Annotated in this window: 12 protein-coding genes; 3 read left to right on the top strand and 9 right to left on the bottom strand. The window is 67.2% G+C overall.

Features of this window, described 5'->3' with window-relative positions:
• Nucleotides 1–35: 35 nt before the first annotated feature.
• The gene (locus NRB20_RS26055) at nucleotides 36–599 is read left to right on the top strand and encodes a carboxymuconolactone decarboxylase family protein (protein ID WP_153413511.1); all 564 of its coding nucleotides are present in this window, start codon (nucleotides 36–38) and stop codon (nucleotides 597–599) included.
• Nucleotides 600–681: 82 nt separating this feature from the next.
• On the opposite strand, the gene katG is transcribed toward NRB20_RS26055, so the two are convergent.
• Together katG and NRB20_RS26065 are read right to left on the bottom strand one after the other, a co-directional pair.
• Nucleotides 682–2,925: a catalase/peroxidase HPI gene (katG, locus tag NRB20_RS26060; RefSeq protein WP_406603876.1), complete on the bottom strand. Its 2,244-nt coding sequence runs from the start codon at nucleotides 2,923–2,925 to the stop codon at nucleotides 682–684.
• A gap of 37 nt (nucleotides 2,926–2,962) precedes the next feature.
• Complete coding sequence (locus tag NRB20_RS26065) at nucleotides 2,963–3,409, bottom strand: Fur family transcriptional regulator (RefSeq protein ID WP_319945406.1); 447 nt, start codon at nucleotides 3,407–3,409, stop codon at nucleotides 2,963–2,965.
• A 950-nt stretch (nucleotides 3,410–4,359) separates the two neighbouring features.
• Here NRB20_RS26065 and NRB20_RS26070 point away from each other — a divergent pair.
• Nucleotides 4,360–4,713, top strand: a complete 354-nt coding sequence (locus NRB20_RS26070) for a hypothetical protein (RefSeq protein ID WP_153413517.1) — start codon at nucleotides 4,360–4,362, stop codon at nucleotides 4,711–4,713.
• Nucleotides 4,714–5,366: 653 nt separating this feature from the next.
• Here NRB20_RS26070 and NRB20_RS26075 read toward each other — a convergent pair.
• Entirely contained in the window at nucleotides 5,367–5,957 is a 591-nt protein-coding gene (locus tag NRB20_RS26075) for a hypothetical protein (protein WP_319945407.1), read from the bottom strand.
• 355 nt (nucleotides 5,958–6,312) lie between these two features.
• The gene (locus NRB20_RS26080; RefSeq protein ID WP_153413752.1) at nucleotides 6,313–7,581 is read right to left on the bottom strand and encodes an MFS transporter; all 1,269 of its coding nucleotides are present in this window, start codon (nucleotides 7,579–7,581) and stop codon (nucleotides 6,313–6,315) included.
• Nucleotides 7,582–8,033: 452 nt separating this feature from the next.
• On the opposite strand from NRB20_RS26080, the gene NRB20_RS26085 reads away from it, so the two are divergent.
• Nucleotides 8,034–9,998: an APC family permease gene (locus tag NRB20_RS26085; RefSeq protein ID WP_406603877.1), complete on the top strand. Its 1,965-nt coding sequence runs from the start codon at nucleotides 8,034–8,036 to the stop codon at nucleotides 9,996–9,998.
• Between the two features lie 139 nt (nucleotides 9,999–10,137).
• On the opposite strand, the gene NRB20_RS26090 is transcribed toward NRB20_RS26085, so the two are convergent.
• The 5 genes from NRB20_RS26090 to NRB20_RS26110 all read right to left on the bottom strand — a co-directional run bounded on the left by NRB20_RS26090 (nucleotide 10,138) and on the right by NRB20_RS26110 (nucleotide 16,806).
• Nucleotides 10,138–13,137 carry a crotonase/enoyl-CoA hydratase family protein gene (locus NRB20_RS26090; protein WP_319945408.1) on the bottom strand — a complete coding sequence of 1,000 codons (3,000 nt, stop codon included), beginning with the start codon at nucleotides 13,135–13,137 and terminating at the stop codon, nucleotides 10,138–10,140.
• A gap of 103 nt (nucleotides 13,138–13,240) precedes the next feature.
• A complete protein-coding gene (mshC, locus tag NRB20_RS26095; protein ID WP_153413519.1) occupies nucleotides 13,241–14,479 on the bottom strand; it encodes a cysteine--1-D-myo-inosityl 2-amino-2-deoxy-alpha-D-glucopyranoside ligase in 1,239 nt (412 codons plus the stop codon).
• Between the two features lie 169 nt (nucleotides 14,480–14,648).
• Nucleotides 14,649–15,494 (bottom strand): SCO1664 family protein, encoded by an 846-nt coding sequence (locus NRB20_RS26100; RefSeq protein ID WP_319945433.1) that lies wholly within the window; start codon nucleotides 15,492–15,494, stop codon nucleotides 14,649–14,651.
• Nucleotides 15,495–15,503: 9 nt separating this feature from the next.
• The gene (locus tag NRB20_RS26105) at nucleotides 15,504–16,088 is read right to left on the bottom strand and encodes a DUF3090 domain-containing protein (protein ID WP_153413521.1); all 585 of its coding nucleotides are present in this window, start codon (nucleotides 16,086–16,088) and stop codon (nucleotides 15,504–15,506) included.
• Between the two features lie 25 nt (nucleotides 16,089–16,113).
• Nucleotides 16,114–16,806, bottom strand: a complete 693-nt coding sequence (locus NRB20_RS26110; RefSeq protein WP_153413523.1) for a histidine phosphatase family protein — start codon at nucleotides 16,804–16,806, stop codon at nucleotides 16,114–16,116.
• Nucleotides 16,807–16,859 lie beyond the last annotated feature (53 nt).

Genomic DNA, 16,859 nt, shown 5'->3' on the forward strand with positions numbered 1-16,859 from the left:
CCATCACACGCGCACACCACAGGGGAGAGCACCACATGCGAGCAATCACCCGAACCCGCCACTACCTGCGAGCCCTCCGAGACGCCCGCCGCCACCGCACCGACCTGCTGCGCTGGCTCACCCGCCGCCCCTGGCTCCTGATCGGCACCGGAACCTACGAAACCGCACTCCTGCTCAGCAACCGGCTCGACCCCCGCCTCAAAGAACTCGCCGAACTCAAAACCGCCGGCCTCATCGGCTGCGAATTCTGCCTCGACATCGGCTCGGCCCTGGCACACTCGAGCGGCCTCACCGAACGCCAACTCACCGACCTGCCGAAACACACCACCAGCGACGCCTACACCGACCTGGAAAAACTCGTCCTGGACCTCGCCGAAGCCATGACCAGCACCCCCACCCCACCGGACCTGCCCGACCTGCGCACCCGCCTGCTGGCCACCCTCACCGAAACCCAATACGCCGAACTCACCGCCACCATCGCCTGGGAAAACCAACGCGCCCGCCTCAACAAAGCCCTGGGCGTCCGCCCCACCGGCATGGCCGACGGCCTCACCTGCGCCCTGCCCCAACACCCCGAAAACCCCACCGCCACACCATGATCCGACACACCGCAGGAGAGCAGCAGCACACACGACAGTGCCCCCGGACCGCAACGGTCCGGGGGCACCACCCACACCGGGATCAGACCAGATCGAACCGATCCAGGTTCATCACCTTCACCCACGCCGCCACGAAATCATCCACGAACTTGCCCTTGGAATCATCCTCGGCATACACCTCCGCCAACGCCCGCAACTGCGAATTCGAACCGAACACCAGATCCACCCGGGTACCGGTCCACTTCAACTCGCTCGTCGCACGATCCTTACCCAGATACGTGCCGTCATCCGCGGGGGAGGGCTCCCACTTGGTGCCCATATCGGTCAGATTCACGAAGAAATCCGTCGACAACACACCCGGCCTGTCGGTGAACACACCGTGCGCCGAATTCTGGTAGTTCGCACCCAGCACCCGCAGACCACCCACCAGCACCGTCAACTCCGGCGCACTCAACGTCAGCAGATTCGCCTTGTCGATCAGCAGATACTCCGCCGCCGAACGATTCCCCTTACCCAGATAGTTCCGGAAACCATCCGCCGACCGCTCCAGCGCCGCGAACGACTCCACATCGGTCTGCTCCTGCGTGGCATCGGTACGACCCGCCGCGAACGGCACCTGCACCTCGAACCCGGCATCCTTCGCGGCCTTCTCCACCGCCGCCGAACCCGCCAACACCACCAGATCCGCGAACGAGATCTTCTTCCCACCCGACTGCGCGGCGTTGAACGAACCCTGGATACCCTCCAGCACCCGCACCACCTGCGCCAACTCGTCCGGCTCGTTCACCTCCCAACCAGCCTGCGGTTGCAGACGAATCCGCCCACCGTTCGCGCCACCACGCTTGTCACTGCCACGGAACGACGACGCCGCCGCCCACGCGGTCGAAACCAGCTGCGCCACAGTCAGATCCGACGCCAGCACCGTGGCCTTCAACGCCGCCACATCCGCCGCGTCCACCAACTCGTGATCCACCGCGGGCACCGGATCCTGCCACAGCAGCTCCTCACTCGGCACCTGCGCACCCAGATACCGCACCACCGGACCCATGTCACGGTGCGTCAGCTTGTACCAGGCCTTCGCGAAATCATCCGCCAACTCCTGCGGATTCTCCAGCCACCGGCGCGTGATCTGCTCGTAGATCGGATCGAACCGCAACGCCAGATCCGTGGTCAACATCGTCGGCGCATGCGTCTTACCCTCGACATGCGCGTCCGCGACCGTACCCGCACCGCCGCCGTCGACCGGAATCCACTGCCACGCACCGGCGGGAGACTTCTCCAACTCCCACTCGTACCCGTACAGGATCTCCAGGAACGTGTTGTCCCACTGCGTCGGCGTCGTGGTCCAGATACCCTCCAGACCCGAGGTCACCGCGTCCTTACCGACACCGGTACCGTTACCGTTCTTCCAGCCCAGACCCATCTCCTCGAGCGGAGCGGCCTCCGGCTCCGGACCCACCAGATCCGCGTTGCCGTTACCGTGCGTCTTACCGAACGTGTGACCACCCACGATCAACGCCGCGGTCTCCACATCGTTCATCGCCATCCGCGCGAACGTCTCACGAATGTCGATCGCGGCCTTCTGCGGATCCGGATTACCGTTCGGGCCTTCGGGATTCACATAGATCAGACCCATCTGCACCGCGGCGAGCGGGTTCTCCAGATTCCGCTCACCGGTGTACCGCTCGTCGCCGAGCCAGATCTGCTCCGGACCCCAGTACACGTCCTCCTCCGGCTCCCAGCGATCCTCACGACCGCCACCGAAACCGAACGTCTCGAAACCCATGTCCTCGAGCGCGACATTGCCCGCGAACACGATCAGGTCCGCCCACGACAGGTTCTTGCCGTACTTCTTCTTCACCGGCCACAGCAGCCGGCGCGCCTTGTCCAGGCTCGCGTTGTCCGGCCAGCTGTTCAACGGCGCGAAACGCTGCATACCCGCACCCGCGCCACCACGACCGTCGTGCACCCGATAGGTACCCGCCGCGTGCCAGGCCATCCGGATGAACAGCGGGCCGTAGTGCCCGAAGTCCGCGGGCCACCAGTCCTGCGAGGTGTGCATGACCTCGACGATGTCCTGCTTCACCGCGCCCAGATCCAGCGTCTTGAACGCCGCAGCGTAATCGAAGTCCGCACCCAGCGGATTCGCCACCGCCGGGTTCTTCTGCAGGATCTTCAGATTCAGCTGGTCCGGCCACCAGTCACGGTTGCTGCCGCCCTCGGAGGGGTACTTCAGGCGACCGTGCACCACCGGGCAACCGCCCACGGCGGGTTCGGTGTTCGCCTCGGCGATGGGGAGTCCAACAGGGGCGTTTTCCTCAGCCACGATATTCCTTTCGGGAGTGGGGTGATTCGGGCTGTACTCAGATTCGAGATTGTGAACTGTGCTGGGCTGCAAGGCATTCGGGGCACAGACCCCAATACACGACCTCGGCCTCGTCCAGGACGAAACCATTGGTGTCCGACGCGGTCAGGCACGGCGCCTCGCCGACCGCGCAATCGACATCGGCGATGACGCCGCACGAGCGGCACACCACGTGATGATGGTTGTCCCCGACCCGCGTCTCGTAGCGCGCCACCGACCCCATGGGCTGGATGCGCCGCAACAGACCCGCGGCCGTCAGCGCGCGCAACACGTCGTACACGGCCTGATGGGAGACCGTCCCGAGCGTCTCGCGCACCCGGCTCAGGATCGAGTCCGTATCGGAATGCGGCCGCTCGTGCACCGCGGACAGAACCGCGATCCGCGGCGCGGTCACCCGCAGGGCGGCACCGCGCAGCATGCGCTCGAACTCGGCTGTACTGGACACGTTCATAATTATGACTCATTCAAGTCTAGAAGGGGAGGGGTTCGCGGAAATTCACAGAAATCCGACCCACCCGCCTGTGACGCGCGTCTCAAGATCAATGCCGCCGAGATTACCGGCTGGAAACCTCTTCGTCCGGCATATCGGCGGACCGCAGGTGAATACTCGGCAGCCACCGCCACCCACACCGATCGCCGCACCCGATTCCGGTCCGGAAAACCGCCGCCGAACCCCCGACCAGGCACAACCACCCGAATCGACCCCGACCGACTGTCCCCGCACCACCCACCCACCTAGCTTTCGGACTACGACGGATCCCGAGCAGCGAAGTCGAGGGGAGTGGGAACCATGGACGGCGGACTCGCATGCCTCCTGGTAGTCATAGGCGTCATCGCCTTACTCATCTACAGATCCGAGTCGAACCACAAGGCGAACAACAGATTCCGCGCAATCTGCGGCGAATGCGACTACCAATCCACCTGGATGACCGAATCCCAGGTCTACGACAACAGCGCCGCCCACTACAACTCCCGACACCCACACACCCGCCCCGGCGGCACCATCCAGATCCGCCTGTAGTCCACCTCGCGGAGCCGAATTCGCGCCAGCGGCAAGGGATCTCGCCACAAAGCATCCGGACTGGCGGCCACCGAACAACGCCTTCCGCACCCACTCCACCGAAGCGGACTGTGGCGTCACCTCAGGATCGTAGGTATCGCCCTGTCCGAACGGAGGATTCACGACGGCGCAGGCCGAGTCGGGTTGAGGTTCAGCGGTGAGCATCAGGCGGGGGGAGCGGCCACCGCCCAACTCACCGAAATTCGTGACGCCTGGCAACGTCCTCGATCCGACCGGGTCCTGTCCGGCCCGGGGGTCACCTCGTAGCGGTGGAAGCGATCGTCGGACAACATCCATCGGTCTATGGTGAACAGGCTGAGCCGAGAGGATTGATCATGCCCAGACCTGCCCATTCAGTCGTGGTCCGGACCGCCGCGGTCGGTGTTGCGGTCGGTGCCGCGTTCTTCGGCGCTACCGGGCCGGCCTCTGCCGATGTCGCGCCGGGCACCTACACATCCACGACCTTGTCGTCCGGTGTCGTGCTGCTACAGCGCGACGCGCATGTCGAGGGCCAGGACCTGGTACTCATCGGCCGTTACCCGATCCATCCGACACCCGACGGCGGTTACGTGGACCTGTTTCCCGGCCATCGAGTCGTACTGAACAGCGACGGGCATGGCGGATACACCGGTCCGGCGTATTTCGGTGCGGTCGTCGTCGGCGCCATCACGCTGACTCCGCACCGCTGAGGGCGTTCGAAATACTCTCGGGCCCAAGCTTGTCGTCGCAGCAGCCAGGATGCGAACAGGGGCTGCACGGTAGATGTCCTGTCTCGTCGAGGCTGAGGCGGTCTCGCTGATGTGAGACGAGTGGCCGGAGTTCGGCAGTGCGCCACCCACCGGGACTTGACGACTCGGCATGGCGAGAGCCGGTCCAGCTGGGGGGAGTGTGCTTGACGGGTTCGAGTTCGCGGAATCTGCGGTTCGATGTCCTTACTTGACATAATGTCAATTATCGGCGCAATGATGTGGGTGGTGCGAGCTGGGAATTATGGTGTTACGCAACGGGTTCGGCATGTTCGAGTCTGTGGCGTCCGGACTGCTGGCTTCGAGCGTTGGCGTTGGATGCGGGTGTGCGGCGCGTCCGCTCCGGCCCGATGTGATCGAAATCCTGTGTGCAACAGTATTTTTCGTATATTCGATCTTGAAACGGAATTTTTCCGATCGCGGCTGGGCGGCTCGGTCCGGCGAGTCGACCGGACGGCCCCAACTCCCCCTCATGGGAATCTCGTCTCGATTCGTCACTGTGACGTAACTATGGGATCAAGTTGCTCGGCGGCGGGTTGTCCGGACACCAGTGCGGGCGGGCCCGGATGGGTCCGCCCGCACTGGTGAGACGAGGGTCAGCTCGGGGACTTGGTCAGGTCGCCGTTCTCGTCTTCGGTGATCGTGACGCCGTCCTTCTTGGAGGTGTCCTCGGTTTGGCTGATCAGGGTGTTGAGGCCGTCTACGCCGGAGCTGTCGCCGCTCTTGAGTTTGTCGAAGGCCGATTGCACGGTGTCGCCGAGTTTGCCCAGCGGGGCCGAGATCGTCTTGCACAGTGTGGGATTCGCCTTGGCGTCTTCCAGTGCCAGGCGGACCTCACGCTTGATGAACAGTGCGGCCAAGCCGCCCTTGACGAAGGCGGTGATGCGGCCCTTGGCGCCCTTCTTGAAGGTGCCCGCCTTCATCGGCTTGTACATCCAGCGGTGGAAGGTGCCGAATGCCAGGCCGGTGTGGGCGACGAACCGGGTCTTGGCGAAGGCTTTGGTGTTGGAGGTCGGACAGCTGGTGTCCTCGGCCTGCGCGTCGGCGGCGGTGCCGGTGGGGTCCGCCGGAATGGATTGTTCCGCACCGCTGCTGGCGGCGCTGGAGGATGACGAGCTCTTGCACCCGCCGACCAGGACCACCACCGGTATCAACAACAGGACCAGTATTCGCATCAAACGATTCACACCACACTCCCGACATCCGAACTGATGTATTCCGGCCGTAGAGTACCCCAGCAATCGCTCGGCAATCCAGTTGTTCGTTCAGGTTCGGTGCTGGAATCCGCGCTCGCGCTGGACAACTCGGGTGTCGATTGTCCGATTCGTGGAGAATTGCCAACGGCGGCACGTGGATTCCGGGGTCGAGCACAATGTCGGCGAAAGTCCTGGACCTGCCCGGTTGTGCCGCGTGCGATGGTCCGCGAGAGCCGTGGTGCCGAGGGTTCGGCTGTCCCGCATGCCATTACGGCCCGAGCGGGTCCCGCTCCCCTGGTTCGGCCGTGTTCCGCGAGCTCACGGAACACGGCCGGGGTGGATGCCGTCAGACGGCGTCCTGTTTCTCCACGATGGGGATCTCGCCGCTTTCCGGGACGCTGGTGCCGCGCAGGGACGCTCCGACGGTTTCGCGCAGGAACACCCACGCGATCAGGCCCAGGACACACGAGCCGACCATGAAGTAGGCGGGGAACAGGTCCCAGTGGGTGGCGTCGATGACCCATTGGCTGATCAGGGGTGCGGTGCCGCCGAACAGCGCGGTGGACACGTTGTAGGACAGGGCGAATCCGGCGTAGCGCACGTGGGTGGGGAAGATCGCCGGGAAGGTCGCGGAGATGGTGGACAGCTGTGGCACGTACAGCAGGCCCAGGACGATGAATCCGGTGATGGCCCAGCCGATTCCCTTGCCCATGAGCCAGTACATGGGTATGGACAGCAGCCCGAGTCCGATGAGGGAGATCAGCCACATGGGTTTGCGGCCGATGCGGTCGGACAGTCCGCCGGCCAGTGGTAGGACCAGGGCCATGACGAGTTGGCCGATCAGGACCATGGCGGTGGTCTGGGTGTCGCTGACGCCGATGGTGCCGTGCAGGTAGGTGGGCATGTAGGCGAGCAGGGTGTAGTTGACGACGTTCAGGGCGATGACCAGGCCGGCGAGGGTGAGCAGTTCGCGGCGGTAGTCGGTGAGGAGTTTGAGCAGGCCGCCCTTGGGGTGGTCCTGTTCGGCGACTTCGGTGAAGACCGGGGATTCGTCGAGTTTGCTGCGCAGGTACCAGCCGACGAGGCCCAGGGGGATGGCGATGAGGAACGGGATGCGCCAGCCCCACTGTTGCATCTGGGTGTCGTCGAGCATGACCTGCATGAGCAGTACGACCGCGGAGCCGCCGATGAAGCCGCTCAGGGTGCCGAATTCCAGGAAGCTGCCCAGGAAGCCGCGGCGTTTGTCGTCGACGGATTCGGCGAGATAGGTTGCGGCGCCGCCGTATTCGCCGCCGGTGGAGAAGCCCTGGATGACGCGCAGGACGATCAGCAGGATGGGGGCGGCGATGCCGATGCTGTCGTGGCTGGGGATGATGCCGATGAGTCCGGTGACCGTGGCCATGAGCAGGATGGTGACGGCCAGGACGGCTTTGCGTCCGATGCGGTCGCCGAGGGGGCCCCACCACATGCCGCCGACGGGGCGTAGGACGAAGGAGATGGCGAAGCCGAGCAGGGTGCCGATGGTGCCGAGGGAGCCGGGGAAGAAGGCGTGGGTGAGGTAGGTGGCGGTGGCGGCGTAGACGCCGTAGTCGTACCACTCGGTGGCGTTGCCCATGGCCGCGGCGGCGACGGATCGTCGTTGTTGTGGTTGCGGGTCGCGGTTTGTCACGCGCGAGCTCCTCTCCCCGTGGTGTTGAGGGCACCGCGATGTCGCAGTGCGGAATTTCGATGTCGCCATGCGGGTTACAGAATGGCAACGAATGCCACGTTTACCCGGTTCGAAACAGCGGCAAACGGAGGGATCCTCCGAGAAGGTGTCGATACACACGGGACGACCAGTGACTATACCCAGTTTTGTGATGGTCGTCACACTTGCTGATTCTGGCGTGATTGGCTAGGAGTGGTCGCTGACGGACAGTCGGTCACACTCCCCCGCGCGCGGCCGACTCGGGTGACGGACACGTCGGCGGCCACTCACGACACGCCGCGCCACGCCGCGTAGATTGACCCCGACGATGCCGAGTTTCCGGATTTCCCGGATGAACCGCTCCCTAGGGGGACCACGACGTGACCACGACCGAACAACGGCCGCGATCTCGATTCCGGACCTGGTTGCTCGAAGGGGCGAACGAGGATCAGTACTCGCGCCATCCCGGCCCGATGGTCAAGCAGACCGAGGAGGCCCATCAGCGGTCGTGGTGGAAGGTGATGTGCCTGACCGGTGTCGACTACTTCTCCACGCTCGGCTATCAGCCGGGGATCGCGGCCGTCGCGGCGGGGGTGCTGTCCCCGATGGCGACGCTGGTGCTGGTGGTGTTGACGTTGCTGGGCGCGCTGCCGGTGTATCGGCGGGTGGCGCGCGAGAGCCCGCACGGCGGTGGGTCGTTGGCGATGTTCGCCGATGTGTTGCCGCGCTGGACCGGCAAGGTGTTCATTCTGGTGCTGCTGGGGTTCGCGGCGACGGATTTCGTGATCACGATGACGTTGTCCGCGGCCGACGGCGCCGCGCACATCGTGGAGAATCCGCTGGTGCCGCACTGGCTGAGCGGGCACGCGATGCTGATCACGCTGGTGTTGCTGGCGTTGCTGGCGGCGATCTTCCTCAAGGGGTTCGCCGAGGCGATCGGTATCGCGGTCGGGCTGGTCGGGATGTATCTGGCGTTGAACGTGGTGGTCGCGGTGGTGGGGTTGTGGCATGTGTTCACCGCCTCGGGGCTGGTGGTGGACTGGTCGCACGCGTTGACTGCCCAGCACGGCAGCGTTTTCGCGATGATCGGGGTGTCGCTGCTGGTGTTCCCGAAGCTGGCGTTGGGGTTGTCGGGTTTCGAGACCGGTGTCGCGGTGATGCCGCAGATCAAAGGCGATCCCGCTGAGCCGCAGGATGATCCGCGCACCCGGATCGCCGGGACGCGCAAGCTGCTCACCACCGCGGCGTTGATCATGAGCGCGTTCCTGATGGTCACCAGTTTCATCACCGTGGTGTTGATTCCGGAGAAGGAGTTCCGCAGTGGTGGTTCGGCCAACGGCCGGGCGCTGGCGTATCTGGCGCACCATTACCTGGGTGATGCGTTCGGCACGGTGTACGACATCTCCACGATCGCGATCCTGTGGTTCGCGGGGGCCTCGGCGATGGCCGGGTTGCTGAATCTGGTGCCGCGGTATCTGCCGCGCTACGGGATGGCGCCGGAGTGGGCGCGGACCACGCGGCCGCTGGTGCTGGTGTTCGCGGTGATCGCGTTCGGGATCACCTGGTATTTCGATGCCGATGTCGATGCCCAGGGCGGCGCGTACGCGACGGGTGTGTTGATGCTGATCACCTCCGCGGCGGTCGCGGTGACGCTGTCGGCGGCGCGCAAGCGTGAGGTCGGTAAGGCGATCGGGTTCGGGGTGGTTTCGGCGGTGTTCGTGTACACCACGATTCTGAACGTCTTCGAGAAGCCCGAGGGTGTGCAATTGGCGTCGCTGTTCATCGTCGCGATCATCGTGGTGTCGTTCATCTCGCGGGCGCGGCGGGCGTTCGAGTTGCGGGCGATCGAGGTCGATTTCGACGACAAGGCGGCGTGGTTGATCGATAAGATCGCCGCGAGTGGCACGATCCGCATCGTCACCCACGATCTGGAGGGTGTGGAGGATCGGGAGCCGGGTGAGTATCGGCAGAAGGAGGCCGAGCAGCGGCTCGAGAGTCACATTCCCGCGCAGGCGCCGATCCTGTTCCTCGAGGTGGTCGTGCGTGATGCCTCGGAGTTCTCCACCGATCTGCATGTGCGGGCGGTGGAGTTGGACTGTTACAAGATCCTGTCGGTGGAGGCGGCGGCGATTCCGAACTCGGTCGCGGCGATCCTGTTGGCCATCCGGGACCGCACGGGGTTGAACCCGCACGTGTATTTCGAATGGACCGAGGGCAATCCGATCATGAACCTGCTGAAGTTCCTGTTCGTCGGTGAGGGTGAGGTGGCTCCGGTGACGCGGGAGATTCTGCGGCGCGCGGTGCCGGATCCGCATCAGCGTCCGCATGTGCACGTGGACAGCTGATGCGGATGCGGGTCTCGGTGAGTGCCCACAGCCTCCGCGGGTGTGATGTGATCGGCCGAACCTGTTGAGCCGGAACTGAATTCGATTGCGGCCTCGAACCTTGCGATGCGGGTTCGAGGCCGCGATCATGCAGCGGGGGTCAGCGGCCTTCCCACACCGGGGTGCGTTTCTGGGCGAAGGCCAGGACGCCTTCGCCCGCGTCGCGGGAGGACAGTGCGGGGGCGGCGAGTTCGCCCTGGCGGGTGAATGCCTCGTCGGTGGTCCAGTCGGCGGATTCGTCGATGATGCGTTTGCTGGCCTGGATGCTCAGTGGGGCGTTGACCGCGATGCGTTCGGCCAGGGCCAGTGCGGCGTCCAGGGCGTGGCCGGGTTCGGCGAGTTCGTTGACCAGGCCCAGTTCCGCGGCGCGCGTGGCGGTGATGGGGTCGCCGGTCAGGGCCAGTTCCATCGCGATGGCGCGTGGCAGCCGCTGGGCCAGGCGCAGCACTCCGCCGCCGACCGCGACCAGGCCGCGTTTGACCTCCGGGATGCCGAAGGTCGAATCCTGTGCCGCGACAACCAGATCCGCGGACAGCGCCAGCTCGCAGCCCCCGGCCAGCGCGGGTCCCTCGACCGCGGCGATGAGTGGTTTGGCCGGTGGTTCGGCGGTGATGCCCAGCGGGCCGCGGCCCTGGGTCATGGGGACCTCGCCGGTGGCGGCGGCCTTGAGATCCATTCCGGCGCTGAAGTATCCGCCCGCGCCGGTGATGATGGCGACCTGGGCGGCGGGGTCGGCGTCGAACGCGTCCAGGGCGCGTTCGATGGCCAGCGCGGTCGCCAGGTTGACCGCGTTGCGGACGTGGGGGCGGTTGAGGGTGATGATGGTGACCGGTCCGCTGCGTTCGACCAGTACCGGCGCCGGGGGCGGCGGGGGCAGCTCGACGCGTTCGCGGGCTTCGACGGTGATCTGCCCGTCGGTGACCGTTACCGGCAGGCCGAGCAGGTCATCGTTCAGTAGTTCGTCGATCAGTTCGGATCGGGTGCTGCGCAGCAGGATTCGCGTGCCGTCGGGGGTCAGCAGACTCAGTACCGCGGCTTCGGGTTCGCCGTCGCGGCCGAAGGGCACCGTGTAGGCCTCGATCACCGCGGGGCCCTGGTGGTCGCTGCGGGCCGGGCGCGCGGGCGGGTTGTCGATGACCGGTTTCAGGTGCCGGTAGGCGGTGCGGGGCGGGGTCGCGGAGTAGATGCCCAGCGCGTGTTTGGTGACGTACCAGCCCAGGGAGGTGGACAGGCCGTAGGACTGCGGGTCCGCGCGCAACGCGCCGACCAGGGAGGCGACCGCGTGGCCGCCGTAGTTGTTGCCGGGGCCGCCGCCGAAGGTGAGGCCGCCGGTCACCGACAGGGGGCGTTTCGGGTCGTCCAGGGGCAGGCCGAGTTCGCGGGCGGCGATCTGCACCGCGACCGGGAAGCACGCGTACAGGTCCACGTGCGCCAGGTCGTCCACGCCGATCCCGGCGTGTGCGAGGGCGGCGTTGCCGAGGGTGCGGATGGCCGGGGAGGCGGCCAGGTCGGCGCGTTCGCTGGTGAACCATTCGTCGTGGCCGGAGGCGCCCGCGTGCAGGAACACCCATTTGTCCTGGGCGATACCGGCCTCGGCCGCGGCCGCGGCGCTGGTCAGGATGATGCCGCTGGCCATGTCGACCTGCAGGTTGGCGCATTCGAGTTTGGTGTAGGGGGTGGAGATGACGCGGTTGTCCGCGGTGGGGGTGGCGATCTGGTCGGCGGTGAATTCCTGCTGCTGCCAGGCGTATTCGTTGCTCGCGCCGATCGTGGAGAATCCGGACCACAGCCGGGCGATCGCGGCGGCGTGTTCGGCGGGGGTGCGGCCCAGGCGGTGCCGGTTGGCCGATTCCATCAGCGCGTACATGTTGATCGGCGCGATCAGTCCGGCGGCGGTTTCCGCGGCGTTGTTGGCGGCTTCGTCGATGCCGACGGTGCGGGTCGGGGTGGTCGAGCTGGGCTGGGCGGGCCAGCCCGGGTCGATTCCGGCGCGTTGGGCCGCGGCCTGGGTGGCGCCGGCTTCGGTGCCGGTGACCAGGACGATGTCGTACTCCCCCGCCGCGATGGCGGCGGCGGCCTCGTTGATGACCAGTTGTCCGCCGTCGCCGCCGAAGGTGCTGGACTGCACGGTGTCCACGGTGCCGGCGCCGAGGCGTTCGGCCACGACCGCGCCCAGGTCGCGGTACTGCCAGGACGCGCACGCCACCGCGAACACCGCGTCGGTCTGGCGCAGCAGTCCTTCGCCCGCGCCGGTGTCGCGCGCGGCCTGGCGCAGGGCCTGGACCGCGAGTGCGGCCGGGTCGCGGTACTGCGGGTCGGGGGTGCGTTGCACGACCTGGCCGACTCCGACCAGGACCGGGGTGGTGGGGTCGAGTTCGATGCCGGAGGCGGTGTGCAGCACGGGCTTTCGCGTTGGGGTGAGCTGGAGTGGGCCGGCCGCGGCGATCGCGGCGGGCAGCCGGTCCAGGGATTCGCGCATGGCCTCGCCGAGGCTGCGGATCACCGATCCGCCCAGCGGGCCTTCCACGGGTGGTCCGGCCGCGCCGGCGTCGAAGTCGACCACCGCGTGCTGGCCGCTGCCGGAGATGGTGATCCAGTAGCCGAGTCGCACCTGTTGCGGGGCTTGGCCGCGCAGTTCGAAACCGCGGTCCCCGGCCGTGACGACGGTCCAGGCGATGTCGACCGGCAGTCCCATGATCTGTGCCTGCTGGGTGAACTGCGCGCCCTCGCGGACCGTGCCGGGCGGGTCGCCGCGCCAGCCGCCGTGCAGCACGAACCAGTCCCCGAGCCGGTTCAGATCCCGCAGGTATGCCGCGACGGTCTCGACGGGGGCGTCCACGACCTGGTCCGCGTGCGCGGTCTTGGCGAATTCGTTCAGACCCGCCGGGGCCAGGCGTTCGCGTCGTTCCTCCGCGGAGGGGGATGCGGTCGCGTCCGGCGGGGTGGGCGGGGCCGGTGGGGTGGCCGCTGCCTTCCTGCTGGCGACCATTCCCGCGACCAGGTCGCGGGCGATGCGTGGGTTCTTGCGGACCACCGCGGCCAATTCTCCGCCCGCGCGCAGTTGTTTACGCACCGAACGGATTCGATCGACACCGGACACAGCTCACACCGTCCTATCTCCTCGAGCGAGTACGAGACTATGCGACGGTGTCCGCGCGCGCGTGCCCCGGTTACCTTCGGGCATCACCGGGGGTGCGGGTGGTTCAGAGGCCGATGCCCAGTAGCGCGTCGACCGCGGTGGCGATCGCGGCCGGGGCGGTGGTGTCCGGGCCGCCGTACCGGAGTGCTTCCTGGGCCCAGTTGTCGAGTGCGGCAAGGGCTTTGGGGGTGTCCAGGTCGTCGGCCAGGTGCTGGCGAACTCGGGCGATGGTGTCGGTGGCGGCGGGACCGGAGTGCAGGGCGGCGGCTTGTTTCCAGGTGTCCAGGCGTGAGAGGGCTTGCGCGAGAACCGGATCGGACCATTCGCGGTCGTGGCGGTAGTGTCCGGAGAACAGGCCCAGCCGGATCGCGGACGGGTCCACGCCGGTGCGGCGCAGCCGGGAGACGAACACCAGGTTGCCGCGTGATTTGGACATCTTCTCCCCGTCCAGCGCGATCAGGCCCGCGTGCACGTAGTGGCGGGCGAAACGTCGTCCGGCCACCAGTGCCTCGGCGTGCGCGGCGGAGTACTCGTGATGCGGGTAGATCAAGTCACTCCCGCCGCCCTGGATGTCGAATTCGGGGCCGACCCGGTTCAGAGCGATTGCCGCGCACTCGACATGCCAGCCCGGGCGGCCCGGACCGAACGGGGAGGGCCACGACGGCTCCCCCGGGCGCGCAGCACGCCACAGCAGCGCGTCGATCGGATCGTGTTTGCCCGCGCGGGTGGGGTCGCCGCCGCGTTCAGCGAACAGCCGGTCCATCGTGGCGCGGTCGTAGCCGGACTCGTAGCCGAACTGTTCGGTGGCGTCGTGGCGGAAGTACACGTCGGGGAATTCGGCGTCCGGGACCACGTACGCCGCGCCGGAGGCGAGCAGTTTGTCGACCAGTTCGACCACCTCGCCGACCGATTCGATCGCGCCGACGTACTCGCGCGGCGGCAGCACCCGCAGTTCGGTCATGTCCTCACGGAACAGGGCGATCTCACGGCTACCCAGATCCCGCCAGTCGACCCCGTCGCGTTCGGCGCGTTCGAACAGCGGGTCGTCGACATCGGTGACGTTCTGCACGTAGTGCACCTCGTGCCCGCTGTCGCGCAGCACCCGGTTGACCAGATCGAAGGTCAGGTAGGTGGCCGCGTGCCCGAGGTGGGTCGCGTCGTACGGGGTGATGCCGCACACGTACATGGTGGCCGTCGGGCCGGGGGTGACCGGGCGCACCTGCGCGTCGGCGGTGTCGAACAACCGCAACGGCGGTCCGGATCCGGGGACGGTCGGGACAGCGATATCGGACCAGGACTGCATGATTCGAGAGTAGAGGTTTCAGCGGCGCCGGTGAGCGCCACCCCCGCCTGCCGGTGCGGTATCGCACCCGCGGGCACTGGTGTTCACCTGCGCCGGGACACCCGGCGCCGAACCGCAACCATTGCAATCTCGCAGGACCGAACATCGGCCCGGCCGCCCCGGGCCGGGCTCAGAACGCGGGCCAGGGAATCGGGCGTGAGGTGCGGGGCAGCGGCATCACCGGATCATCGCGCAACCGCCGGCCCCGGGTGAGCAGCGCCTCGATCTCCTCGTCGGTGATGTGCTCGGCCAGCGAATCACCGATCTGCCCCGGCAGGGCCCGCACGAACGCGGTGATGTCGGTGATCAGCTCCTGCTGCACCGGTTCACCGGCCCACCCCCACAGCACCGTGCGCAATTTGGGTTCGGTGTGCAGGCAGATCCCGTGGTCGACCCCGTACACCGTGCCGTCCAACCCCTCGAGCGCGTGTCCGCCCTTGCGGTCGGCGTTGTTCAGCAGCACATCCAGCACGGCCATGCGTTGCAGGCGCGGGTCGTCCGCGTGCACGAGCGAGACCTCCGCGCCCGCGCCGTCGACCGCGCGCAGCACCTCACGGAAACCCTCGGGCACCGTCCCGGCGGGCACCAGATCCACCAGGTCCAGGCGGTCGCCGCGCTCGGTGTGGTTGTCCACCGACTCGACCCAGCGTTGCACCATGCCCGGCCCGAGCGGGCCCTCCCGCAGGATCGTCTCCGGGATCACCGTCCACCCCAACGCCTGGCACACCAGATAGGAGGCGACCTCGCGGCCCGCGAGCGTGCCGTCGGGGAAATCCCACAGCGGGCGTTCCCCGCGCACCGGTTTGTACACCACGCGCACACCCGCGTCCGATGCCGATTCCGGTGCGGCGGGCGCGGTTTCGCGGACCGTGCCATCGGGTGCGATCTCGCACACCAGGGTCAGGTTGCTGGCCGTGCTGACCCGCCCGACCACGGCCAGATCACCGGCGTAGAACGGATCACACGGGCGCGACACGCTCACCGCTCAGTCCTCGAGATCGGCCGGACCGAAGATCCCGCCGCGCTTGTACCCATTGGTGCGCACACACATATGCCCCTTCGTCGAGAGCGGCTCCCCGCACAGCGGGCACGGCGGCCGCCCCGCGGCGATCACCCGCGCCGAGCGCAACGCGAATTCCCGTGCCTGCGAAGGGGTCAGGAACACCCGCACCGCGTCGGGGCCCTCCTCGGTGTCGTCGAGCACCACCGACTCGTCGACCTCGGTCTCGGTGATCGCCAGCAACTCCACCACCACCGCGTTGGCGTCCGCGTCCCAGCCCAGGCCCATCGTGCCCACCCGGAACTCCGCGTCGATCGGGGTCTGCAACGGCCCGGTGTCGTTCACGTCGTCGGCCTGGGGCGGCACGCTGGCGCCGAAACGCCGGGCCACCTCGTCCAGCAGCAGACCCATCCGATCGGCCAGCACCTTGACCTGCTGCTTCTCCAACAGCACGCTGACCACCCGCGGTTGCTCCACGGCCTGGAGATAGAAGGAGCGATCGCCCGGTTCACCGACGGTCCCGGCGACGAAACGATCGGGGGTGCGAAACACGTGAATTGCTCGGCTCATCTGCACCTCCTGAAACCACACTGCACTATTTGCCACCGACCTCGCCACCGGGGACCGGGCCCGCGGGTTCGCGTGAGCGCTGCTCGGGCGGGGTCGCCAGCGCTGACAGATCGGTGCCGGTGTCGTTGCAGCGCCACACCGCCGGACCGGCCGGGGTGTACCGCACCACGCTGATCGAGGCCGGCTCCACCATCAGACGCTGGAATCCGTCCAGATGGATGCCCAGGGCGTCGGCGAGCACCGATTTGATCACATCGCCGTGCGTGCACGCCACCCACAGCGAATCACGCCCGTGCAGTTCGCTGAACGCCCGCTCGTGGGCGCGGATCGCGGCCACCGCCCGGTACTGCACATCGGCCAAGCCCTCACCGCCGGGGAACACCGCGCCCGAGGCGTGCCGCTGCACCACCGACCACAGCGGTTCCTTCACCAGCTCGGCCAGTTTGCGGCCGGTCCAGTCGCCGTAGTCGACCTCCACCAGCCGCTCCTCGACCACCGGCTCGAGGGCCAGCTTGTCCGCCAGCGGGGCCACGGTGCGCGCGCACCGCAGCAGCGGGGAGATCACGATGTGCTCGATCGGCAAGGGAGCCAAGCGTTCCGCCAGCGCGCGGGCCTGCTCGAGACCACGATCGGTGAGTTCCACTCCGGGGGTGCGCCCGGACAGCGTGTGGGCCGTGTTCGAGGTCGACACCCCGTGCCGGAGCAGGATCACCGTCATGCCCCCAGCCTAGGCGATCTCGCCGTCGCGGCCACGTCACGAACGACCGACGC

The sequence above is a fragment of the Nocardia macrotermitis genome (genome assembly GCF_009604405.1).
Classification (GTDB): domain Bacteria; phylum Actinomycetota; class Actinomycetes; order Mycobacteriales; family Mycobacteriaceae; genus Nocardia; species Nocardia macrotermitis.

What these genes read in the sequence shown, in the direction of transcription:
- mshC (WP_153413519.1), bottom strand. Translation starts at nt 14,479, where the DNA reads ATGCAGTCCTGGTCCGATATCGCTGTCCCGACCGTCCCCGGATCCGGA.
- NRB20_RS26070 (WP_153413517.1), top strand. Translation starts at nt 4,360, where the DNA reads ATGCCCAGACCTGCCCATTCAGTCGTGGTCCGGACCGCCGCGGTCGGT.
- NRB20_RS26080 (WP_153413752.1), bottom strand. Translation starts at nt 7,581, where the DNA reads ATGGGCAACGCCACCGAGTGGTACGACTACGGCGTCTACGCCGCCACC.
- NRB20_RS26055 (WP_153413511.1), top strand. Translation starts at nt 36, where the DNA reads ATGCGAGCAATCACCCGAACCCGCCACTACCTGCGAGCCCTCCGAGAC.
- NRB20_RS26105 (WP_153413521.1), bottom strand. Translation starts at nt 16,088, where the DNA reads ATGAGCCGAGCAATTCACGTGTTTCGCACCCCCGATCGTTTCGTCGCC.
- NRB20_RS26110 (WP_153413523.1), bottom strand. Translation starts at nt 16,806, where the DNA reads ATGACGGTGATCCTGCTCCGGCACGGGGTGTCGACCTCGAACACGGCC.